Origin of the sequence: Pseudomonas sp. BMS12, from assembly GCF_001592875.1 — a bacterium.
Taxonomy (GTDB): Bacteria; Pseudomonadota; Gammaproteobacteria; order Pseudomonadales; family Pseudomonadaceae; genus Aquipseudomonas.
Window position 1 is genome coordinate 81994 of the sequence record NZ_LSOF01000015.1, and the last position, 22449, is coordinate 104442.

Genomic DNA, 22449 nt, shown 5'->3' on the forward strand with positions numbered 1-22449 from the left:
GCGTTGATCGAGGTTGAGCATGCAGGCCGTAGAAGTTAAGAACCTCCTGGAGGCCAAGCTGGCCAACACCCGTGTGGAGGTGGAAGGCGAGGGCTGCAATTTCCAGCTGAACCTGATCAGCGACGAGCTGGCCGCCCTCAGTCCGGTCAAGCGCCAGCAACAGATCTATGCCCACCTCAACGAGTGGATCGCCAGTGGCGCCATCCATGCCGTGACCATGAAATTCTTCAGCCAGGCCGCCTGGGCCGAGCGTTCCTGAGCCTGCGGGCAGCGAGATTGCAATGGACAAACTGATCATCACCGGCGGTATCCGCCTCGACGGCGAAATCCGTATTTCCGGGGCGAAGAACTCCGCCCTGCCGATTCTGGCCGCCACCCTGCTGGCCGACACCCCGGTCACCGTGTGCAACCTGCCGCACCTGCACGACATCACCACCATGATCGAACTGTTCGGTCGCATGGGCGTGCAGCCGATCATCGACGAGAAACTCAGCGTCGAAGTGGACGCCAGCACCATCAAGACCCTGGTCGCGCCCTATGAGCTGGTGAAGACCATGCGCGCCTCGATCCTGGTGCTTGGCCCTATGGTCGCGCGTTTTGGCGAGGCCGAGGTGGCGCTGCCCGGCGGTTGCGCCATCGGCTCGCGTCCGGTCGACCTGCACATCCGTGGCCTGGAAGCCATGGGTGCCGAGATCCTGGTCGAAGGCGGCTATATCAAGGCCAAGGCGCCGGAAGGTGGCCTGCGTGGCGCGCACTTCTTCTTCGATATCGTCAGCGTGACCGGTACCGAGAACATCATGATGGCCGCTGCCCTGGCCAAGGGCCGCACCGTGCTGGAAAACGCCGCGCGCGAGCCGGAAGTGGTCGACCTGGCCAACTTCATCAACGCCATGGGTGGCAAGGTCAGCGGTGCCGGTACCGACACCATCGTCATCGACGGCGTCGAGCGCCTCGGTGGCGGTCGTTACAGCGTGATGCCCGACCGTATCGAGACCGGCACCTACCTGGTGGCGGCTGCCGCGACCGGCGGTCGGGTCAAGCTGAAAGATACCGATCCGACCATTCTCGAAGCCGTGCTGGCCAAACTGCAGGAAGCCGGCGCCGAGATCACCACCGGTCCGGACTGGATCGAGCTGGACATGAAGGGCAGGAAACCCAAGGCCGTCAACGTGCGCACCGCGCCGTACCCGGCCTTCCCGACCGACATGCAGGCGCAGTTCATCTCCCTCAACGCCATCGCCGAGGGTACCGGCACCGTCATCGAGACGGTATTCGAGAACCGCTTCATGCACGTCTATGAAATGAACCGCATGGGCGCGCAGATCCTGGTCGAAGGCAACACCGCCATCGTCACCGGCGTGCCGGCGCTGAAGGGCGCTCCGGTGATGGCCACCGACCTGCGTGCTTCCGCCAGCCTGGTCATCGCTGCACTGGTGGCCGAGGGCGAGACCCTGATCGACCGCATCTACCACATCGACCGTGGCTACGAGTGCATCGAAGAGAAGCTGCAGCTGCTCGGCGCCAAGATTCGCCGTGTGCCGGGCTGAGTTGGGCCGAGCGTAGCGAAGCCCAACAGCCAGCCCGCGAGGGCTGGTCACCGTTTTAAGGAAACTGCTTCATGCTGACCATCGCGCTGTCCAAGGGCCGCATTCTCGACGACACCCTGCCGCTGCTCGCCGCAGCCGGTATCGAACCGACCGAGAATCCGGAGAAGAGCCGCAAGCTGATCATCCCCACCACCCAGGCGGATGTGCAGTTGCTGATCGTGCGCGCCACCGATGTGCCGACCTATGTCGAGCACGGTGCCGCTGACCTCGGCGTGGCCGGCAAGGACGTGCTGATGGAGTACGGCGGCCAGGGCCTGTACGAGCCGCTGGACCTGCAGATTGCCAATTGCAAGCTGATGACCGCCGGCAAGGTCGGCGCACCGGAGCCCAAGGGGCGTCTGCGTGTGGCCACCAAGTTCGTCAACGTGGCCAAGCGTTACTACGCCGAGCAGGGTCGCCAGGTGGACGTGATCAAGCTGTACGGCTCGATGGAGCTGGCGCCGCTGGTCGGCCTGGCCGACAAGATCATCGACGTGGTCGATACCGGCAACACCCTTCGTGCCAACGGTCTGGAGCCGCAGGAGCTGATCGCCCACATCAGCTCGCGACTGGTCGTCAACAAGGCCTCGATGAAGATGCAGCATGGCCGTATCCAGGCGCTGATCGAGACCCTGCGCGCCGCTGTCGAAGCGCGACATCCCTGCTGATACCACTTCGGTGCGGTGTTGAGCCGCACCCGCCTATCCGTGTCATAGCCACTTTTCTCGGGCGTCCATGCGGTGGGCTTGGTAGCCTAGCGACGCCCGAGCAATAGCCAATCATGAGGCCCGCTATGACCGCTCCCGTTGCCATCCGCCGACTCAATGCCGCCGACCAGGATTTCGCTCGACATCTGGATCATCTGCTGAGCTGGGAAAGCGTGTCGGACGACGCGGTCAACCAGCGTGTGCTGGACATCATCAAGGCCGTGCGTGAGCGTGGCGATGCCGCCCTGGTCGACTACACCAAGCAGTTCGATGGCCTGGATGTTGCGGCCATGGCCGACCTGATCCTGCCGCGCGAGCGGCTGGAGCTGGCCCTGACCCGTATCACGCCCGAACAGCGCGGCGCGCTGGAGAAGGCGGCCGAGCGCGTGCGCCTGTACCACGAGCGTCAGCGCCAGGATTCCTGGAGCTACACCGAAGCCGACGGCACCGTGCTGGGGCAGAAAGTCACCCCGCTGGACCGCGCCGGCCTGTACGTACCGGGCGGCAAGGCCTCGTACCCGTCGTCGGTGCTGATGAACGCCATCCCGGCCAAGGTCGCCGGCGTACCGGAAGTGGTGATGGTGGTGCCGACTCCGCGTGGCGAGATCAATGAGATCGTCCTCGCCGCCGCCTGCATCGCCGGCGTCGACCGGGTGTTCACCATCGGTGGCGCCCAGGCCGTGGCTGCGCTGGCCTACGGCACCGAGAGCGTGCCGCCGGTGGACAAGATAGTCGGGCCGGGCAACATCTATGTGGCCACCGCCAAGCGCCATGTGTTCGGCAAGGTCGGTATCGACATGATCGCCGGCCCCTCGGAGATCCTCGTGGTCTGCGACGGCCAGACCGATCCGGACTGGATCGCCATGGACCTGTTCTCCCAGGCCGAGCACGATGAAGACGCCCAGTCGATCCTGGTCAGCCCGGATGCCGCCTTCCTCGACCGCGTGGCGGAAAGCATCGCCAAGTTGCTGCCGACGCTTTCGCGCGAAAGCATCGCGCGCACCTCCATAGAGGGACGAGGCGCCTTGATCCAGGTGGCCGACATGGCCCAGGCCATCGAAGTGGCCAACCGCATCGCCCCGGAACATCTGGAACTGTCGGTAGAGAATCCCGAACAGTACCTGCCGCTGATCCGTCATGCCGGCGCCATCTTCATGGGTCGTTACACCGCCGAAGCCCTGGGCGACTATTGTGCTGGTCCCAACCACGTGCTGCCGACCTCCGGCACCGCGCGCTACTCCTCGCCACTGGGGGTGTACGACTTCCAGAAACGCTCGTCGATCATCCACTGCTCGGCAGAGGGCGCATCGGAGCTGGGCAAGGTCGCCAGCGTGCTGGCCCGCGGCGAGTCGCTGACCGCCCATGCCCGTAGCGCCGAGTACCGCATCAAGAACTGAGTGTTCCGGGGCGCGTTGTGCGCCCCTATCAAAGAATCGATTCGAGGAGAGAAGGGCAGATGAGCAAATTCTGGAGCCCCTTCGTCAAGGGCCTGGTGCCCTATGTGCCGGGTGAGCAGCCGAAACTGGCCAAGCTGGTCAAACTCAATACCAACGAGAACCCCTACGGCCCGTCGCCCAAGGCCGTCGCGGCCATGCAGGCCGAGCTGGGCGACAGCCTGCGCCTGTACCCGGACCCCAATAGCGACCGCCTCAAGCAGGCGGTCGCCGACTATTACGGCGTGAGCACCGCCCAGGTATTCGTCGGCAACGGCTCCGACGAGGTGCTGGCGCATGCGTTTCATGGGTTGTTCCAGCACGGCAAACCGCTGCTGTTCCCGGACGTGACCTACAGCTTCTATCCGGTCTACTGCGGCCTGTACGGCATCGAGTACCAGGCCCTGCCGCTGGACGAGCAGTTCCAGATCCGCGTGGAAGACTATGCGCGACCCAATGGCGGCATCATCTTTCCCAACCCCAACGCGCCGACCGGCTGCGCTCTGGCCTTGGACGCCATCGAGCAGATGCTCGAGGCCAACCCGGACAGCGTGGTGCTGGTGGACGAGGCGTACATCGACTTCGGTGGCGAGACGGCGATCAAACTGGTCGACCGCTATCCCAATCTGCTGGTGACCCAGACCCTGTCCAAGTCGCGCTCACTGGCCGGGCTGCGCGTTGGCCTGGCGGTCGGCCATCCGGACCTGATCGAGGCGTTGGAGCGGATCAAGAACAGCTTCAACTCCTACCCGCTGGATCGCATGGCGATTGCCGGTGCGGCGGCGGCGTTCGAGGATGACGCCTATTTCCGCCAGACCTGCCAGTTGGTGATCGACAGCCGCGAGGCGCTGGTCGCGGCCATGACCGGCCTGGGCTTCGAGGTGCTGCCATCGGCGGCCAACTTCGTCTTCGCTCGCCATCCGCAGCGTGACGCCGCCGAGCTGGCTGCCGCCCTGCGTGAGCACGGGGTGATCGTGCGTCACTTCAAGCAGCAACGTATTGCCCAGTTCCTGCGTATCACCATCGGTGCGCCGGAGCAGAACCAGGCCCTGCTGGAAGCGCTGGGGCAGATTCTGTAGGGCTGCCCGGTCATGAAAAAGGCGCCTTGCGGCGCCTTTTTTCATTCCTGCTGCTGGATCTCCGCGGGTGGCCGAACGCCGATCTCGGCCGTCAGCTCCAGCGGTTCGCCGTTGCGCAGCACCTCGATGCTGATCGAATCGCCGGGCTTGGCGCGTGCCACCTGGTTCATCGAGCGGCGGCCATCGATAGCCGCTTCATCACCGATCTTCATGATCAGGTCGCCGGGCTGCAGGCCGGCCTTTTGTGCCGGGCCGCCGCGGTAGATGCCGGCGACCAGGATGCCGGCACGCCCCTGCAGGCCGAAGGACTCGGCCAGTTCCGGTGTCAGCGGCTGTACTTCGATGCCCAGCCAGCCACGAATCACCTGGCCATGTTCGATGATCGCCTTCATCACTTCGCGGGCCAGCTTGACCGGGATGGCGAAGCCGATGCCCTGGGAGCCGCCGGACTTGGAGAAGATCGCGGTGTTGACCCCGATCAGGTTGCCATGAGCATCGACCAGCGCGCCGCCGGAGTTGCCGGGGTTGATCGCCGCGTCGGTCTGGATGAAGTCCTCGTAGGTATTGAGGCCCAGCTGGTTGCGCCCGGTGGCGCTGATGATGCCCATGGTCACGGTCTGGCCGACGCCGAAGGGGTTGCCAATGGCCAGGGTGACATCGCCGATGTCGATCTGGTCGGAGCGACCCAGGGTGATGGCTGGCAGGTTCTTCAGGTCGATCTTGAGTACCGCCAGGTCGGTTTCCGGGTCGCTGCCGATCAGCCGAGCCAGGGTCTCGCGACCGTCCTTCAGTGCCACCACGATCTGGTCGGCGCCGGCTACCACGTGGTTGTTGGTCAGCAGGTAGCCCTCGGGGCTCATGATCACCGCCGAGCCCAGGCTCGACTCCATGCGCCGCTGCTTGGGCAGGTTGTCGCCGAAGAAACGGCGGAACACCGGATCTTCCAGCAGCGGGTGGCCGGACGACTTGTTGACCATTTTGGTGGTGTACAGGTTGGCCACTGCCGGCGCGGCGCGGCTCACCGCCTCGGCGTAGGACACCGGGCCTTCCTGGGCGATGCCGTAGCGTGGTGCCTGCTGCAGATGCACCTCGTTACTGGGCAAGCCTACCCATTGGGGAAAGCTCTGGATCAGCAGCAGTGCCAGCAGCAGGCCGGCCAGCAGCGGCCAGCCGTAATAGCGCAGGGCCTTGAGCATCGGAATGCGGTCCTTGGAGTTGCGGGGGGCAGAATCGGCCCTTAAGGTGGCGGCATTATAGAGGGGTGCCCGGCAAGAAGGCAGCGCCCGCAATCCTTTGTGAGGAATATCCATGGCCATTGCCCTGACTACCCTGGTGGAGGAAGCCGACCGCTACCTCAACGCCGCACGCATCGCCGACTACTGCCCGAATGGTCTGCAGGTCGAAGGTCGGCCGCAGGTGCGTCGTATCGTCAGCGGTGTCACCGCCAGCCAGGCGCTGCTGGATGCGGCGGTAGAAGCCGAGGCCGATGTGGTGCTGGTGCATCACGGCTATTTCTGGAAAGGCGAGGATGCCTGCATCACCGGTATGAAGCGCCGCCGCCTGCAGACTCTGCTGGGCAACGACATCAGCCTGCTGGCCTACCACCTGCCGCTTGATGTGCATCCTGAGGTGGGCAACAACGTACAGCTGGCCCGCCAGTTGGAGATCACCGTGGAAGGCCCGCTGGATGCGAGCAACCCCAAGGTGGTCGGCCTGCTCGGTTTTCTCGACGAGCCGTTGTCGCCGCGTGACTTTGCCCGGCGCGTACAGGACGTGCTGGGCCGCGAGCCGCTGCTGGTGGAAGGCCAGGGCATGGTGCGCAAGATCGGCTGGTGCACCGGGGGCGGCCAGGGCTATATCGACCAGGCCATCGCCGCGGGTGTCGATCTGTTCCTCACGGGCGAGGCCTCCGAGCAGACCTATCACAGCGCCCGCGAGAATGGCGTCAGCTTCATCGCTGCCGGCCATCACGCCACCGAACGCTATGGTGTGCAGGCTTTGGGTGAGTACCTGGCGCGGCGTTTTGCGGTCGAACATCTGTTCATCGACTGCCCGAATCCGGTCTGACAACCGGGCATATATCTAGATCGTTTCGATCTAATAGCCTTCCTGAATAGAAGCGGGTGCTGTGCTAGAGTGCGCCCTCGTCCACGGCCCGCCGGCCGTTCATTCCCAGAACTGTGATTAGCCATGCTCGATAAACTGACGCACCTGAAACAGCTCGAGGCGGAAAGTATCCACATCATTCGTGAAGTGGCCGCCGAATTCGACAACCCGGTGATGCTGTATTCCATCGGCAAGGATTCCGCCGTGATGCTGCATCTGGCGCGCAAGGCCTTCTTCCCCGGCAAGCTGCCGTTCCCGGTGTTGCATGTCGATACCCGCTGGAAGTTCCAGGAGATGTACCGCTTCCGCGAGAAGATGGTCAGCGAATACGGGCTCGATTTGCTCACCCACATCAATCCCGATGGTGTGGCGCAGGACATGAACCCCTTCACCTACGGCAGTGCCAAGCACACCGACGTGATGAAGACCGAGGGCCTCAAGCAGGCGCTGGACAAGTACGGTTTCGACGCCGCCTTCGGTGGCGCGCGCCGCGACGAAGAGAAGTCCCGCGCCAAGGAGCGCGTGTATTCCTTCCGCGACAGCAAGCACCGCTGGGACCCGAAGAACCAGCGTCCCGAGCTGTGGAACGTGTACAACGGCAAGGTCAAGAAGGGCGAGTCGATCCGCGTGTTCCCGCTGTCCAACTGGACCGAGCTGGACATCTGGCAATACATCTACCTGGAGCAGATCCCGATCGTGCCGCTGTACTTCGCCGCCGAGCGCGAAGTGGTCGAGCTCAATGGCACGCTGGTGATGATCGACGACGAGCGCATCCTCGAGCACCTGACCCCCGAGCAGAAGGCCAGCATCACCAAGAAGATGGTGCGCTTCCGCACACTCGGCTGCTACCCGCTGACCGGCGCGGTGGAGTCCACGGCGGCGACTCTGCCGGACATCATCCAGGAGATGCTCCTGACCCGGACTTCCGAGCGCCAGGGCCGCGTGATCGATCACGACGCCGCCGGCTCGATGGAAGAAAAGAAACGCCAGGGTTACTTCTAAGGATTCCGCGCCATGAGTCATCAATCCGATCTGATCAGCGAGGACATCCTCGCCTACCTGGCCCAGCACGAACGTAAAGAGCTGCTGCGCTTCCTCACCTGCGGCAACGTCGACGATGGCAAGAGCACCCTGATCGGGCGCCTGCTGCACGACTCCAAGATGATTTACGAAGACCATCTGGAAGCCATCACCAAGGACTCCAAGAAGGTCGGCACCACCGGCGACGAAGTCGACCTGGCACTGCTGGTCGACGGCCTGCAGGCCGAGCGCGAGCAGGGCATCACCATCGACGTGGCCTACCGCTACTTCAGCACCGCCAAGCGCAAGTTCATCATCGCCGACACCCCCGGTCATGAGCAGTACACGCGCAACATGGCGACCGGTGCGTCCACCTGCGACCTGGCGATCATCCTGATCGATGCCCGCTACGGCGTGCAGACCCAGACCAAGCGCCACAGCTTTATTGCCTCGCTGCTGGGCATCAAGCACATCGTCGTTGCGGTCAACAAAATGGACCTCAAAGACTTCGATCAGGGCGTGTTCGAGTCGATCAAGGCCGATTACCTGGCCTTCGCCGAGAAGATCAATCTGCGTGCGTCCACCCTCGAGTTCGTGCCAATGTCGGCGCTCAAGGGCGACAACGTGGTGAACAGGTCCGAACGCTCGCCCTGGTACACCGGCCAGTCGCTGATGGAAATCCTGGAAACCGTTGAGGTCGCCGGTGATCGCAACTTCGACGACCTGCGCTTCCCGGTGCAGTACGTCAACCGTCCCAACCTCAACTTCCGCGGCTTCGCCGGCACCCTGGCCAGCGGCATCGTGCGCAAGGGCGACGAAGTCGTTGCGCTGCCGTCGGGCAAGGGCAGCAAGGTCAAATCCATCGTCACCTTCGACGGCGAGCTGGAGCAGGCCGGCCCGGGCCAGGCCATCACCCTGACCCTGGAAGACGAGATCGATGTTTCCCGTGGCGACATGCTGGTGCATGCCGACAACCGTCCGCAGGTCACCGACAACTTCGAGGCCATGCTGGTGTGGATGGCCGAGGAACCGATGCTGCCGGGCAAGAAGTACGACATCAAGCGGGCTACCAGCTATGTGCCGGGCTCGATCGCCAGCATCACCCATCGCGTCGATGTGAATACCCTGGAAGAGGGCGCGGCGAGCAGCCTGCAGCTCAACGAGATCGGCAAGGTCAAGATCGCGCTGGATGCGCCGATCGCGCTCGATGGCTATGCCAGTAATCGCACTACTGGCGCCTTCATCGTCATCGACCGCCTGACCAACGGCACCGTCGGGGCCGGCATGATCATCGCTGCGCCGGTTGGCGCGGGTGGCCATCATGTCCAGTTGGCGCATGTTTCCACCGAGGAACGTGCCAGCCGTTTCGGCCAGCAGCCGGCTACCGTGCTGTTCAGCGGCCTGTCCGGTGCGGGCAAGAGCACCCTGGCTTATGCCGTGGAGCGCAAGCTGTTCGACATGGGTCGCGCGGTCTATGTGCTGGACGGCCAGAATCTGCGCCACGACCTGAACAAGGGTCTGCCGCAGGATCGCGCCGGGCGTGCCGAGAACTGGCGCCGTGCCGCTCAGGTGGCCAAGCAGTTCAACGAGGCCGGTCTGCTGACCCTGGCCGCCTTCGTTGCCCCGGATGCCGAAGGGCGCGAGCAGGCCAAGGCCGTGGTCGGTGCCGAGCGTCTGATCACCGTCTACGTCCAGGCTTCGCCGCAGGTTTGCGCCGAACGTGACCCACAGGGCCTGTACGCGGCGGCTGGCGACAACATCCCGGGTGAGTCTTTCCCTTACGACATCCCGCTGGATGCCGATCTGGTGATCGATACCCAGGCGCTGTCGGTGGAAGAGGGCGTCAAGCAGGTGCTGGATCTGTTGCGCACGCGCGGCGCGATCTGATCCTGTTGGCTGTATGAAAAGCCCCGCCTGGTGCGGGGCTTTTTTATGGCTATGCCCCAGTAGCGTGTTCTTGGCGTACCGCACTGTTGGAGAGGCTTCAGCCGCGATAGGGGCAGCTGTGGTGTTGCCTGCATCGCGGCTGAAGCCGCTCCCACACAGAATCTGGGATCGTTCATCCGCCTCCAGTGGGAGGGGCCTTGGCCGCGACTCAGGTCGTATAGAGCGTCACGGGTAAGGCGGAGTGCCACCCAGTCCTTCCTGCTGTGCTTGCTGTTAGCCCGCTGAGGTCGCGAGTCCAGGCCATGCCGAGCTCAGCATTAGAGGCTAGTCGCTCGCTCGCGGCGTTCACTGACACATAGAAAGTAAAAAGCCCCGCGATGGCGGGGCTTTTTGCAGTCAGCGGATCAGCGCTTGAGGCCGAAGGTCTCGTCCAGGGTGCCGGGCTCATCCGGCTCCTTGGGCGCGTAGTCCTTGGGTGCCTCGTTGCTCTTCGGCGGTGTCAGGCGCTCGCGTGGAGCCTTGCTGTCTTCGGCGTGCAGGGCGGCCAGCATGCGCTGGCGGGTCAGTTCGTCGGCGGCCAGGCGGCTGGCGCCCTGGGACAGGTGTTCCTGAACCTCCTGGTAGCTCTGGGTCAGCTTGCGCACCAGGCTGGCCGTGGTGTTGAAGTGGGTCACCACCTCGTTCTGGTAGCTGTCGAAGCGTTGCTGCATCTCGTCCAGCTGGCGCTGGGTGCGGCCGGGTGCGGCGTTGGGCAGCAGGCGCGCCACCAGAAAGCCGATCGCGACGCCGGCCAGTAGAGCAATGGCAGGGAGCAGCCAGGGGGTGAGCGATTGTTCCACGAGTCCTTCCTCTGAAAGCGGCTTTGTTTTACGGTAGCGGCTCTCGCCGGCGCTGTATACCGCGGCAAAGCCCTGTTGTGCGATGTGCCTAACCAAGACGTGTCGACCCTGCCCGGGGTCACGGAGTTCCTGCTGTTGATCCGCGAAACCCCTTTGTTCATCGACGGCCTCTGTGGCCAGCTCGAAGCCCTTTACTGTGAAGTGCCGGATGCCCGTGGCATCGCCCTGATCTGCCATCCCAACCCGGTTCAGGGCGGCACCATGCTCAACAAGGTGGTCTCCACCCTGCAGCGCAGCGTGCGCGACATGGGTTACCACACTCTGCGCTTCAACTATCGCGGCGTCGGCGCCAGCGCCGGCAGTCACGATATGGGCAGCGGCGAAGTGGATGACGCCGAGGCTGCCGCCCATTGGCTGCGCGAGCAGCATCCACAGCTGCCGCTGACCCTGCTTGGCTTCTCCTTCGGCGGTTTCGTCGCAGGTGCCCTGGGAGGGCGCCTGGACGATCAGGGCATCGAGGTGACGAGGTTGTTCATGGTCGCGCCGGCCGTGCATCGCCTGCAGGCGCCCGAACACCTCCCGGCGGGCGGTGAAGTGGTGCTGATTCAGCCCGAGCAGGACGAAGTGGTCGAGCCCTCGGCGGTCTACGCCTGGTCCGCCGCGCTGGTACGCCCCCATGAGCTGCTGAAAGTGGCAGAATGCGGCCACTTTTTTCACGGCAAGCTACCGGAACTCAAAGACCTGGTTCAGCCCCGAATTCAATAAGCGAAACGATCATGAGCACCCGCATTCTCACCGGCATCACCACCACCGGCACCCCGCACTTGGGCAACTATGCCGGCGCCATCCGTCCGGCCATCGTCGCCAGCCGTGCCGCTGACGCCGACTCCTTCTACTTCCTTGCCGACTACCACGCGCTGATCAAGTGCGACGAGCCGGCCCGCATCCAGCGCTCGCGCCTGGAGATCGCCGCCACCTGGCTGGCGCTGGGCCTGGACGTGGACAAGGCGACTTTCTACCGCCAGTCCGATATCCCCGAGATTCCCGAACTGTGCTGGCTGCTCACCTGCGTCGCCGGCAAGGGCCTGCTCAACCGTGCTCACGCCTACAAGGCCTCGGTGGACAAGAACGTCGAGCAGGGCGAAGACCCGGATGCGGGCATCACCATGGGCCTGTTCAGCTATCCGGTGCTGATGGCCGCAGACATCCTGATGTTCAACGCGCACAAGGTGCCGGTCGGCCGCGACCAGATCCAGCACGTGGAAATGGCCCGCGACATCGGGCAGCGCTTCAACCACCTGTTCGGCAATGGCAAGGAGCTGTTCACCCTGCCCGAGGCGGTGATCGAGGAAGAAGTGGCGACCCTGCCCGGCCTCGACGGCCGCAAGATGAGCAAGAGCTACGACAACACCATCCCGCTGTTCGGCACTGCCAAACAGCTCAAGGACGCCATTGCCCGCATCGTCACCGACTCCAAGCTGCCGGGCGAGCCCAAGGATGCCGAGGGCTCGCACCTGTTCACCCTGTACCAGGCCTTCGCCAGCCAGGCGCAGCAGGCCGAGTTTCGTGCCGAGCTGGAAGGCGGTCTGGCCTGGGGCGAGGCGAAGAGTCGCCTGTTCCAGCTGCTCGACGCCGAGCTGGGCGAGGCCCGCGAACGCTACAACGCGCTGATCGCCAAGCCTGCCGACCTGGAGGACATTCTCCTGGCCGGTGCCGCCAAGGCGCGCAGGACCGCCACCCCCTTCCTCGGCGAGCTGCGCGAAGCGGTGGGTCTGCGCTCGTTCCGCGAGCAGGTGCAGGTCGTCGGCGGCGAGAAGAAGAAAGCGGCCAAGACAGCGCGCTTCGTCAGCTTCCGTGACGAGGACGGCAGCTTCCGTTTCCGCCTTCTGGATGCCTCCGGCGAGCAACTGCTGCTGTCCAAACCTTTCGCCGATGGCAAGGCCGCGGGCCAGGCCAGCAAGCGTCTGCAGTCTGGCGAGGCGCTGGATGTGCGCGAGCAGGGCGAGGCCTTCGCGCTGTGGCTGGACGGTGAGCTGATCGGCGAAAGCCCGGCCTTCGCCGATGCCGACGCACGTGAGGCGGGCGTTGCTCGTCTGCGCGAGGCACTGGCGCCGCAGGAATAAACGCGGGGCCAGACTACTGGCCGATTGCCAAGCACGGGGTGCGTCGCTAAAGTGACCGCCCCGTTTTTGTTACCGAATTTCCCAGAATGACTCCTCTTGAGCGTTATCAGGCCGATCTGAAACGGCCGGACTTTTTCCACGATGCCGCACAGGAAAACGCCGTGCGCCATCTGCAACGCCTGTATGACGACCTGATCGCGGCCGATTCGGGTAAGTCGGGTCTGCTCGGCAAGCTGTTCGGCAAGAAGCCGCAGGGGCCGGTCAAGGGCATCTATTTCTGGGGCGGCGTCGGGCGCGGCAAGACCTACCTGGTCGATACCTTCTTCGATGCGCTGCCCTTCGAGAAGAAGATGCGCACGCACTTCCACCGCTTCATGAAGCGCGTGCACGAGGAAATGAAGACCCTCAAGGGTGAGAAGAACCCGCTGACCATCATCGGCAAGCGTTTCGCCGACGAGGCGCGGGTGATCTGCTTCGACGAGTTCTTCGTCAGCGACATCACCGACGCCATGATCCTCGCCACCCTGCTCGACGAGCTGTTCAAGAACGGCGTCAGCCTGGTCGCCACCTCCAATATCGTGCCGGACGGCCTGTACAAGGACGGCCTGCAGCGCGCGCGCTTCCTGCCGGCCATCGCCCTGGTCAAGGAGCACACCGAGGTGGTCAATGTCGACAGCGGCGTGGATTACCGCCTGCGTGCCCTGGAACAGGCCGAGCTGTTCCACTGGCCGCTGGATGCCGAGGCCGAGGTCAGCTTGCGCAAGAGCTTCCAGAGCCTGCTGCCGGACTGCACCCACGCCGTGGAAAACGAAGCGCTGATGATCGAAAACCGGGCGATCAACGCCGTGCGTGTCTGCGAGGACGTGGCCTGGTTCGAGTTCCGCGAGCTGTGCGACGGCCCGCGTAGCCAGAACGACTACATCGAGCTGGGCAAGATCTTCCACGCGGTGATCCTGGCCAACGTCGAGCAGATGGGCGTGGCCAAGGACGATATGGCGCGGCGCTTCATCAACCTGGTGGACGAGTTCTACGACCGCAACGTCAAGCTGATCATCTCCGCCGAGGTGGAACTCAAGGATCTCTACACCGGTGGGCGTCTGAGTTTCGAATTCCAGCGCACCCTGAGTCGCCTGCTGGAGATGCAGTCGCACGAATTTCTGTCGCGCCCGCACAAGCCGTAAGCGTCAAGGGTGTTCCATGAAGGGGTTGCCAATCGGCAGCCCCTTTTTCGTTCAGGCGCCATCCTTGTGCTGGAACTGGCGCCGGTACTGGTTGGGCGACAGCTCGGCGTGCTGACGGAACAGGCGGGCGAAGAAGCTGGCGTCGTCGTAGCCCACTTCGTAGCTGATGGTCTTGATGCTCTTGCGCGTCGAGCTGAGCAGGCTCTTGGCCGTTTCGATGCGCAGGCGCTGCAGGTAATGCAGGGGTTTGTCGCCAGTGGCGGCCTGAAAGCGGCGCATGAAGTTGCGGATGCTCATGCCGTGCTGGCGTGCCACGTCTTCGATACGGAATTTCTCGGCGAAGTGCTCTTCCAGCCAGTGCTGAACCTGCAGGATGGCCACGTCCTGGTGCAGCTTCTGACCGCCGAAACCGATACGCCCCGGGCTGTAGCTGCGCTGGGTCTCGTAGAGGATGTCGCGGGATACGCCCTGGGCGATGGAGGCGCCGCAGAAACGTTCGATCAGGTAGATGTACATGTCGCAGGCCGAGGTGACACCGCCGGCGCAGTACAGGTTGTCGGCGTCGGACAGGTGCTTCTCCTGGTTGAGCAGAACCTTGGGGAAGCGCTCGGCGAATTCGCGGAAGAAGCGCCAGTAGGTGGTCGCTTCCTTGCCGTCGAGCAAACCGGCCTCGGCCATCCAGAACACCCCGGTGGCTTCGCCGCAGATGACGGCGCCGCCGGCATGCTGCTCGCGCAGCCAATCGGTGATCTGTGGATGGCGCTGGCGCAGCTCGTCGAAGTCACCCCAGAACGCCGGCAGGATGATCACATCGGCGGGCTCCAGGCCGCAGTCCACGGCAATCACCGCCTCACTGAAGCTGGTGACCGATACGCCATCGGGGCTGACGATGCGGGTCTGGAAGATCGAGTTCAGCTCCAGGCCCTGCTGCTTGCTGCGGCGCAGGCCGGCCATGTGGAAGAAGTCGCGGGCCTGCATCAGGGTGGCTGCGAATACACCGTCGGTGGCGAGTATGGCGATGCGTATGGGGGACATGGATTGTTCTTGTTAGTGATTAAACGGTCATCAGGTGGCTGGATCGTCTTATTTTTTGGCGCATGTGTCCAGTGCCCAGCTGCGGAGTGCGGGTCTAGAGTGTTGGCCACTCAATGACCACTCAGCCGCAGGTGTAACAATGATTCCAAGAACCCTGTTCAGCCACGAACACGAGCAATTTCGCGAGTCGGTGCGCAAGTTCTTCGAGCAGGAGGCGGTGCCATATCACGCCCAGTGGGAGAAGGACGGCCATATCGATCGCGCGTTGTGGAACAAGGCTGGCGAGGCGGGGATGCTCTGCTCGCATATTCCGGAGGAGTACGGCGGCATGAGCGCGGACTTCCTTTACAGTGCCGTGGTGATCGAGGAGCAGTCGCGCCTGGGGCTGTCGGGCGTGGGCTTCTCCCTGCATTCGGATATCGTGGCGCCCTACATCCTGCATTACGGCTCCGAAGCGCAGAAGCACAAGTATCTGCCCAAACTGGTCAGCGGCGAGCTGGTCACTGCCATCGCCATGACCGAGCCGGGCACCGGCTCCGACCTGCAGGGCGTGAAGACCACCGCCGTGCTGGACGGTGACGAGTATGTGATCAACGGCTCCAAGACCTTCATCACCAACGGCTATCTGGCCGATCTGGTGATAGTCGTGGCCAAGACCGATGCCAAGGCCGGCGCCAAGGGCATCAGCCTGTTCCTGGTCGAGGCCGATACGCCCGGCTTCGCCAAGGGCAAGCGCCTGGACAAGGTCGGCATGAAGGCCCAGGACACCTCCGAGCTGTTCTTCCAGGATGTGCGCGTGCCCAGGGAAAACCTGTTGGGCAAAGAGGGCATGGGCTTCGTCTACCTGATGCAGGAGCTGCCGCAGGAGCGCCTGACCGTGGGCCTGCTGGCGATTTCCTCGGCCGAGGCGGCGCTGCAGTGGACCAAGGACTACACCCGTGACCGCAAGGCCTTCGGTAAGCCGGTGGCGGAGTTCCAGAACACCCGCTTCAAGCTGGCGGAGATGGCGACCGAGATTCAGATCGGTCGGGTGTTCGTCGACCGCTGCCTGGAACTGCACCTGCAGGGCAAGCTGGATGTGCCGACCGCGGCGATGCTCAAGTACTGGAGCACCGACCTGCAGTGCAAGGTGATCGACGAGTGCGTGCAGCTGCACGGTGGTTACGGCTACATGCTGGAGTACCCGATCGCCCGCGCCTGGGCCGACTCGCGGGTACAGCGCATCTACGCCGGCACCAACGAGATCATGAAGGAGATCATCAGTCGCGCGCTGTAAGCCTGTCGTGATGCAAAGAGCCCGGCGATTGCCGGGCTCTTTCGTTCAGGGGGCGGGGTTGGGTTGGTCGCGGTGGATGGCTTCGATTTCTGCCAGCAACTCCGAGCCGAGCTCCAGGCTGGCGCTTTCCAGGTTGCTTTCCAGCTGCTCCAGGTTGGTGGCGCCGATGATGTTGCTGGTGACGAACGGCTGGCGCGTGACGAAGGCCAGCGCCATCTGCGCCGGATCGAGGCCGTGCTTGCGGGCCAGGGCGACATAGCGGCTGCAGGCGGCTTCGGCCTGCGGGTTGGTGTAGCGGGCGAAGCGGCTGAACAGGGTGATCCGCGCATTGGCCGGGCGAGCGCCGTTCTCGTATTTGCCGGAGAGCATGCCGAACGCCAGTGGCGAATAGGCCAGCAGGCCGCACTGTTCGCGAATGGCCACTTCGGCCAGGCCGACCTCGAAACTGCGATTGAGCAGGTTGTAGGGGTTCTGGATCGACGCCATGCGCGGCAGCCCAAGGCTGTCGGCCAGTTGCAGGAATTTCATGGTGCCCCAGGGGGTTTCGTTGGACAGGCCGATGTGGCGGATCTTGCCGGCCTTGATCTGCTCGCCGAGCACTTCCAGGGTTTCCTGCAGTGCGGTGAATTCCTGCTCCTGGTGGCGGTAACCAAGCTGGCCAAAGAAGTTGGTGCTGCGCTCCGGCCAGTGCAGTTGGTAGAGGTCGATCCAGTCGGTCTGCAGGCGTCTCAGGCTCTCGTCGAGGGCCGCGACTATGTGTTGGCGGTTGTGCTTGAGGCGGCCGTCGCGGATGTAGTCGATGCCATTGCCCGGGCCGGCGATCTTGCTGGCCAGGACCCATTCGGCGCGATTGCCGCGAGCCTTGAAATAGTTACCGATGATGCGTTCGGTGGCGCCGTAGGTCTCGCGGCGCGGCGGTACCGGGTACATTTCCGCGGTGTCGAGGAAGTTGATCCCGCAGGCCTTGGCTCGGTCGATCTGGGCAAAACCCTCAGCCTCGTCATTCTGCTGGCCCCAGGTCATGCTGCCCAGGCACAGGGCGCTGACGTTAAGGTCGCTGCGGCCCAGTTGGCGGTATTCCATGGCTGACTCCTCGGTTCTGGCGAAAGCGCCGATCATAAAGCAGGTTGCTATTTTTTCAGTAATCGGCATAATTCCGCGGCTTTCTTAGCGGGGATGCCTAGCCTGCGAGGAAAGAAGGTGGGGATGCCTAGCCTACCGAACCCCTGCCGTAGCGGACGCGCTGACCCGAGCCCCCAAAAGCGTCTGTTTCCGGCCGTCTTTGACCTTGTCAAGACAAGCACTATTCAGTAAGATCCGCCGTCTTAATTTTCAGGGCGGCCCCTGAGGCTATAGCGAATGAAGACTTTTACTGCAAAACCGGAAACTGTTAAGCGCGACTGGTACGTCGTCGACGCTGCAGGTCAGACCCTGGGTCGTCTGGCCACCGAAATCGCCAGCCGTCTGCGCGGCAAGCACAAGCCGGAATACACCCCTCACGTTGATACCGGCGACTACATCGTCGTGATCAATGCCGAGCAGGTCCGTGTCACCGGTGCCAAGACCAGCGACAAGATGTACTACTCGCACTCCGGCTTCCCGGGTGGCATCAAGGAAATCAGCTTCGAGAAGCTGATCGCCAAGGCCCCCGAGCGCGTGATCGAGACCGCGGTCAAGGGCATGCTGCCGAAGAACCCGCTGGGTCGCGACATGTATCGCAAGCTGAAGGTGTACAAGGGTGCCAGCCATCCGCACACTGCTCAGCAGCCCCAAGAACTTAAGATTTAACGGAATAGTTCATTATGTCGGCGACTCAAAACTACGGCACTGGCCGTCGCAAGACCGCAACCGCGCGCGTATTCCTGCGCCCGGGTACTGGCAACATCTCCATCAACAATCGCAGCCTGGATAACTTCTTCGGCCGTGAGACCGCTCGCATGGTCGTGCGTCAGCCGCTGGAGCTGACCGAGACTGCCGAGAAGTTCGACATCTATGTCACCGTTCTCGGTGGTGGTGTCAGCGGTCAGGCTGGTGCCATTCGTCATGGCATCACTCGCGCTCTGATCGAGTACGACGAAACCCTGCGCAGCTCGCTGCGTAAAGCTGGCTTCGTGACTCGTGATGCCCGTGAAGTTGAGCGTAAGAAAGTGGGTCTGCGTAAAGCGCGTAAGCGTCCTCAGTACTCCAAGCGTTAATTCGCTGCTACGTTCAAAGACGCCCAGTTCCTTGCGGAGCTGGGCGTTTTTTATTGTCCTTTAATATCTCTGCGACAACCTGTCGCATTGGTGGAAAGCCCGATTTGCAAGGCTTGCGAGCAATTTGTATCCGGTAATTACCTTGTCAGAAAAGGGGCTTTTCTTTACCATTCTGCAAATTTTGTGCGGCCCGATTTATTACTTAGTAGAGGCCTGAACAACAGGCCATGAAGCTGATGGGAGACGACTGAATGAGCAATGACGGCGTGAATGCAGGCCGGCGTCGCTTCCTGGTAGCAGCCACTTCGGTGGTCGGTGCTGCCGGAGCGGTGGGTGCTGCGACTCCGTTCGTGGGGTCATGGTTCCCCAGTGCCAAGGCCAAAGCGGCCGGTGCACCGGTGAAAGTGAATATCGCCAAGGTCGAGCCAGGCCAGCAGATGGTCGCCGAGTGGCGCGGTCAACCGGTGTTCATCGTGCGCCGTACCGAGGAGATCCTGGCCAACCTGGACAAAATCCACGACAGGATGGCCGACCCCGAGTCTGCTGCTTCGGTTCAGCCTCCGTACGTCGACAAGACCAATCGCGCGATCAAGCCTGAGCTTCTGGTGCTGGTCGGCCTGTGCACCCACCTGGGTTGCTCGCCGTCCTTCCGTCCTGAAGTGGCGCCGGCTGATCTCGGGCCGGAGTGGGTTGGCGGCTATTTCTGCCCCTGCCACGGCTCGCGCTATGACCTCGCCGGGCGTGTCTACAAGGCCCAGCCTGCACCGCTGAACCTGCCGGTTCCGCCACACTCGTACGAGTCCGATGACGTCATGATCATCGGCGTGGACCAGGAGAAAGCATGATGGAAAAATTCATGGCCTGGATCGATGCGCGCTTCCCCGCGACCAAGATGTGGGAAGACCATCTGAGCAAGTACTACGCACCGAAGAACTTCAACTTCTTCTATTTCTTTGGCTCGCTGGCGCTGCTGGTGCTGGTCAACCAGATCCTTACCGGTATCTGGCTGACCATGAGCTTCACTCCGTCCGCCGAGGAAGCCTTCGCTTCTGTCGAGTACATCATGCGCGACGTGGAGTTCGGCTGGATCATCCGCTACCTGCACTCCACGGGTGCCTCCGCGTTCTTCATCGTGGTCTACCTGCACATGTTCCGCGGGCTGCTCTACGGCTCCTATCAGAAGCCGCGCGAGCTGGTGTGGATCTTCGGCATGCTGATCTACCTGTGCCTGATGGCCGAGGCCTTCATGGGCTACCTGCTGCCGTGGGGCCAGATGTCCTATTGGGGCGCCCAGGTAATCATCTCGCTGTTCGGTGCCATCCCGGTGATCGGCGGTGACCTGACCCAGTGGATCCGTGGTGACTACCTGATTTCCGGTATCACTCTGAACCGCTTCTTCGCCCTGCACGTGATCGCCCTGCCGATCGTTCTGCTCGGCCTGGTCGTGCTGCACATCCTGGCGCTGCACGAGGTCGGCTCGAACAACCCGGACGGCGTGGACATCAAGAAGAAGAAGGACGAGAACGGCGTACCGCTGGACGGCATCGCGTTCCACCCGTACTACACCGTGAAAGACATCGTCGGTGTCGTGGTCTTCCTGTTCGTGTTCTGTGCCGTGGTGTTCTTCTTCCCCGAGATGGGCGGCTACTTCCTCGAGAAGCCCAACTTCGAGCAGGCCAACCCGTTCAAGACGCCTGAGCACATTGCCCCGGTGTGGTACTTCACCCCCTTCTACGCCATCCTGCGCGCCGTGCCGGACAAGCTGCTGGGTGTGATCGCCATGGGTGCCGCGATTGCCGTGCTGTTCGTTCTGCCGTGGCTCGACCGTAGCCCGGTCAAGTCCATGCGCTACAAGGGCTGGCTCAGCAAGGTCTGGCTGCTGGTGTTCTGCGTGTCCTTCGTGATTCTCGGCGTGCTGGGTGTGCTGGCGCCGACTCCGGGCCGTACCCTGCTGTCGCAGATCTGCACCGCGCTGTATTTCGCCTACTTCATCCTGATGCCGTTCTACACCCGGATGGAGAAGACTAAACCGGTTCCGGAAAGGGTGACTGGCTGATGAAGAAGCTATTTGCTGCATTTGTATTTGCTGCTCTGCCGGCGCTGTCTTTCGCTGCGGGTGGTCACGATGTACATCTGGACAAGGTCGATATCGACCTGACCGACAAGGCTGCTCTGCAGGATGGTGCGCGTACCTTCGCCAACTACTGCATGGGTTGCCATAGCGCCAAGTTCCAGCGTTACGAGCGTGTTGCCGATGACATCGGCATCCCGCACGAGCTGATGCTGGAGAATCTGGTGTTTACCGGTGCCAAGATCGGTGACCACATGAAGATCGGCATGAAGCCGGAAGATGCCAAGGCCTGGTTCGGCGCAGCGCCGCCCGACCTGACCCTGGTGGCTCGTGTGCGTGGCACCGACTGGCTGTACACCTACCTGCGTACCTTCTACGAAGACCCTACCCGCCCGCTGGGCGCCAACAACAAGGTCTTCCCGAACGTCGGTATGCCCAACGTACTGGCCGGTCTGCAGGGCCGTCAGGTCATCGGTTGCAAGCAGGTTCAGGTGGTCGAGGATGGCAAGAAGCAGTACGACCCGCTGACCGGCGCGCCGATTACTCACGAAGCTTGCGATCAGCTGACCATCGTGCCGAAAACCGGCAGCCTGACCGAGGAAGAGTTCGACGAGAAGGTCCACAACCTGGTGACCTTCCTGGCTTACTCGGCCAACCCGGTCAAGCTGGAGAGCCAGCGCATCGGTACCTACGTGCTGCTGTACCTGGCCTTCTTCTTCGTATTCGCCTACCTGCTCAAGCGCGAATACTGGAAGGACGTGCACTGATACATCGCGTTACCGCTGTAGACGCACGCGCCCTTTTGGGCGCGTGCGTTTTTCTGTTTCTGTAATTCCGAAAACAAGGAGGGCGCCATGGCCGCGACCAATAAGTTGGCCTGTTATTCCGACCCTGCCGATCACTATTCCCATCGTGTGCGCCTGGTGCTGGCCGAGAAGGGGGTCAGTGCCGAGATCATCGATGTTCAGGCCGGGCGTTGCCCGCCGAAGCTGGCCGAAGTGAACCCCTACGGCAGTCTGCCGACCCTGGTCGATCGCGACCTGGCGCTGTACGAGTCCACCGTGGTGATGGAGTACCTCGACGAGCGCTACCCGCACCCGCCACTGTTGCCGGTCTATCCTGTGGCCAGAGCCAACAGTCGCTTGCTGATGCACCGAATCCAGCGTGACTGGTGTCAACTGGTCGATCGCATCCTCGAGCCGCGCGGTAAGGAGGCGGACAAGGCGCAGGCGCGCAAGGAGCTGCGCGAAAGCCTGACCGGTGTGTCCCCGCTCTTTGCCGACAAGCCGTTCTTTCTCAGTGACGAGTTGAGCCTGGTGGATTGCTGCCTGCTGCCGATTCTCTGGCGTCTGCCGCAGCTGGGGATCGAGCTGCCGCGTCCAGCCAAGCCGCTGCTGGAGTATATGGAGCGGATGTTCACGCGCGAGGCCTTTCAGGCCAGTCTGTCCAGTGTCGAACGCAACATGCGTTGAGAGGTACATGCCATGAATTCCAGTCGTCCTTATCTGGTGCGGGCGCTCTACGAGTGGATCGTCGATAACGACTGCACGCCACATCTGCTGGTCAATGCCGAATATCCCGGTGTGCGGGTGCCTCCGGGCTACGCCAGCGATGGCCAGATCGTGCTCAATGTGTCTCCCGGTGCCGTGCGCAGTCTGCACATGGACAACGAGGCGGTGAGCTTCGAAGGGCGCTTTGGTGGTGTCGCGCATTCCCTGTTCATTCCCTCCGGCGCGATGTTGGCGATCTATGCCCGGGAGAATGGGCAGGGCATGGTCTTCGAGCTGGAGCCGCCAGTGGACGATGCTGATGAAGAGGGTGGTCCGGACGATGACGGGCCAGGCGACGACGAGCCGCCACGCCCCAGCGGGCGACCCAGTCTGAAAGTGGTGAAGTGAAACAAAAAAGGCG

General features: G+C 62.9%; 23 protein-coding genes. 19 read left to right on the forward strand and 4 right to left on the reverse strand.

All coding sequences use genetic code 11. The features are described from left to right. Nucleotides 1-19 precede the first annotated feature (19 nt). The 5 genes from AYB31_RS15220 (at nucleotide 20) to hisC (ending at nucleotide 4805) form a co-directional block, all read left to right on the forward strand. The gene (locus AYB31_RS15220; RefSeq protein WP_068829547.1) at nucleotides 20-259 is read left to right on the forward strand and encodes a BolA family protein; all 240 of its coding nucleotides are present in this window, start codon (nucleotides 20-22) and stop codon (nucleotides 257-259) included. Between the two features lie 22 nt (nucleotides 260-281). Further along, nucleotides 282-1547: a UDP-N-acetylglucosamine 1-carboxyvinyltransferase gene (gene murA / locus AYB31_RS15225; protein WP_068829548.1), complete on the forward strand. Its 1266-nt coding sequence runs from the start codon at nucleotides 282-284 to the stop codon at nucleotides 1545-1547. A 71-nt stretch (nucleotides 1548-1618) separates the two neighbouring features. After that, a complete protein-coding gene (gene hisG / locus AYB31_RS15230) occupies nucleotides 1619-2254 on the forward strand; it encodes an ATP phosphoribosyltransferase (protein WP_068829549.1) in 636 nt (211 codons plus the stop codon). 125 nt (nucleotides 2255-2379) lie between these two features. After that, nucleotides 2380-3690 (forward strand): histidinol dehydrogenase, encoded by a 1311-nt coding sequence (gene hisD / locus AYB31_RS15235; protein ID WP_068829550.1) that lies wholly within the window; start codon nucleotides 2380-2382, stop codon nucleotides 3688-3690. A 59-nt stretch (nucleotides 3691-3749) separates the two neighbouring features. After that, entirely contained in the window at nucleotides 3750-4805 is a 1056-nt protein-coding gene (gene hisC / locus AYB31_RS15240; RefSeq protein WP_068829551.1) for a histidinol-phosphate transaminase, read from the forward strand. A 41-nt stretch (nucleotides 4806-4846) separates the two neighbouring features. Here hisC and algW read toward each other — a convergent pair whose 3' ends face one another. Then, complete coding sequence (algW, locus tag AYB31_RS15245; protein ID WP_068829552.1) at nucleotides 4847-6001, reverse strand: Do family serine endopeptidase AlgW; 1155 nt, start codon at nucleotides 5999-6001, stop codon at nucleotides 4847-4849. A gap of 112 nt (nucleotides 6002-6113) precedes the next feature. Here algW and AYB31_RS15250 point away from each other — a divergent pair, with 112 nt between their 5' ends. From AYB31_RS15250 to cysN, 3 genes are all read left to right on the forward strand, one after another. Then, nucleotides 6114-6872 (forward strand): Nif3-like dinuclear metal center hexameric protein, encoded by a 759-nt coding sequence (locus AYB31_RS15250; protein WP_068829553.1) that lies wholly within the window; start codon nucleotides 6114-6116, stop codon nucleotides 6870-6872. Nucleotides 6873-6995: 123 nt separating this feature from the next. After that, nucleotides 6996-7913: a sulfate adenylyltransferase subunit CysD gene (cysD, locus tag AYB31_RS15255; RefSeq protein ID WP_068829554.1), complete on the forward strand. Its 918-nt coding sequence runs from the start codon at nucleotides 6996-6998 to the stop codon at nucleotides 7911-7913. A 12-nt stretch (nucleotides 7914-7925) separates the two neighbouring features. Continuing rightward, nucleotides 7926-9818 (forward strand): sulfate adenylyltransferase subunit CysN, encoded by a 1893-nt coding sequence (gene cysN / locus AYB31_RS15260; RefSeq protein ID WP_068829555.1) that lies wholly within the window; start codon nucleotides 7926-7928, stop codon nucleotides 9816-9818. Nucleotides 9819-10222: 404 nt separating this feature from the next. Here the strand turns inward: cysN and AYB31_RS15265 are convergent, their stop codons facing one another. Further along, on the reverse strand, nucleotides 10223-10657 hold the full coding sequence (locus tag AYB31_RS15265; protein ID WP_068829556.1) for a YhcB family protein: 435 nt from the start codon (nucleotides 10655-10657) through the stop codon (nucleotides 10223-10225). A 132-nt stretch (nucleotides 10658-10789) separates the two neighbouring features. Between AYB31_RS15265 and AYB31_RS15270 the strand changes: the two genes are divergently transcribed. From AYB31_RS15270 to zapE, 3 genes are all read left to right on the forward strand, one after another. Further along, on the forward strand, nucleotides 10790-11422 hold the full coding sequence (locus AYB31_RS15270) for an alpha/beta hydrolase (protein ID WP_442961823.1): 633 nt from the start codon (nucleotides 10790-10792) through the stop codon (nucleotides 11420-11422). Nucleotides 11423-11433: 11 nt separating this feature from the next. Continuing rightward, nucleotides 11434-12780 carry a tryptophan--tRNA ligase gene (locus AYB31_RS15275; protein ID WP_068829557.1) on the forward strand — a complete coding sequence of 449 codons (1347 nt, stop codon included), beginning with the start codon at nucleotides 11434-11436 and terminating at the stop codon, nucleotides 12778-12780. An 86-nt stretch (nucleotides 12781-12866) separates the two neighbouring features. Further along, entirely contained in the window at nucleotides 12867-13961 is a 1095-nt protein-coding gene (gene zapE, locus AYB31_RS15280; RefSeq protein WP_068829558.1) for a cell division protein ZapE, read from the forward strand. A gap of 51 nt (nucleotides 13962-14012) precedes the next feature. On the opposite strand, the gene AYB31_RS15285 is transcribed toward zapE, so the two are convergent. After that, the gene (locus tag AYB31_RS15285; protein ID WP_162493009.1) at nucleotides 14013-14915 is read right to left on the reverse strand and encodes a GlxA family transcriptional regulator; all 903 of its coding nucleotides are present in this window, start codon (nucleotides 14913-14915) and stop codon (nucleotides 14013-14015) included. Between the two features lie 220 nt (nucleotides 14916-15135). Between AYB31_RS15285 and AYB31_RS15290 the strand changes: the two genes are divergently transcribed. Continuing rightward, on the forward strand, nucleotides 15136-16272 hold the full coding sequence (locus AYB31_RS15290; RefSeq protein ID WP_068829560.1) for an acyl-CoA dehydrogenase family protein: 1137 nt from the start codon (nucleotides 15136-15138) through the stop codon (nucleotides 16270-16272). Nucleotides 16273-16317: 45 nt separating this feature from the next. Here the strand turns inward: AYB31_RS15290 and AYB31_RS15295 are convergent, their stop codons facing one another. Then, complete coding sequence (locus AYB31_RS15295; RefSeq protein WP_068829561.1) at nucleotides 16318-17355, reverse strand: NADP(H)-dependent aldo-keto reductase; 1038 nt, start codon at nucleotides 17353-17355, stop codon at nucleotides 16318-16320. A gap of 276 nt (nucleotides 17356-17631) precedes the next feature. On the opposite strand from AYB31_RS15295, the gene rplM reads away from it, so the two are divergent. From rplM to AYB31_RS15330, 7 genes are all read left to right on the forward strand, one after another. Then, a complete protein-coding gene (gene rplM / locus AYB31_RS15300) occupies nucleotides 17632-18060 on the forward strand; it encodes a 50S ribosomal protein L13 (protein ID WP_068829562.1) in 429 nt (142 codons plus the stop codon). Between the two features lie 14 nt (nucleotides 18061-18074). Continuing rightward, nucleotides 18075-18467 (forward strand): 30S ribosomal protein S9, encoded by a 393-nt coding sequence (rpsI, locus tag AYB31_RS15305; RefSeq protein ID WP_068829563.1) that lies wholly within the window; start codon nucleotides 18075-18077, stop codon nucleotides 18465-18467. A 251-nt stretch (nucleotides 18468-18718) separates the two neighbouring features. Further along, nucleotides 18719-19312 (forward strand): ubiquinol-cytochrome c reductase iron-sulfur subunit, encoded by a 594-nt coding sequence (gene petA, locus AYB31_RS15310; RefSeq protein WP_068829564.1) that lies wholly within the window; start codon nucleotides 18719-18721, stop codon nucleotides 19310-19312. Beyond that, the gene (locus AYB31_RS15315) at nucleotides 19312-20523 is read left to right on the forward strand and encodes a cytochrome b (protein ID WP_068829565.1); all 1212 of its coding nucleotides are present in this window, start codon (nucleotides 19312-19314) and stop codon (nucleotides 20521-20523) included. The genes petA and AYB31_RS15315 overlap by 1 nt, the downstream gene beginning before the upstream one ends. Next, on the forward strand, nucleotides 20523-21305 hold the full coding sequence (locus AYB31_RS15320; protein WP_068829566.1) for a cytochrome c1: 783 nt from the start codon (nucleotides 20523-20525) through the stop codon (nucleotides 21303-21305). The genes AYB31_RS15315 and AYB31_RS15320 overlap by 1 nt, the downstream gene beginning before the upstream one ends. An 87-nt stretch (nucleotides 21306-21392) precedes the next feature. Beyond that, entirely contained in the window at nucleotides 21393-22010 is a 618-nt protein-coding gene (locus AYB31_RS15325) for a glutathione S-transferase N-terminal domain-containing protein (protein WP_068829567.1), read from the forward strand. Between the two features lie 12 nt (nucleotides 22011-22022). After that, nucleotides 22023-22436 carry a ClpXP protease specificity-enhancing factor gene (locus AYB31_RS15330; RefSeq protein WP_068829568.1) on the forward strand — a complete coding sequence of 138 codons (414 nt, stop codon included), beginning with the start codon at nucleotides 22023-22025 and terminating at the stop codon, nucleotides 22434-22436. Nucleotides 22437-22449 lie beyond the last annotated feature (13 nt).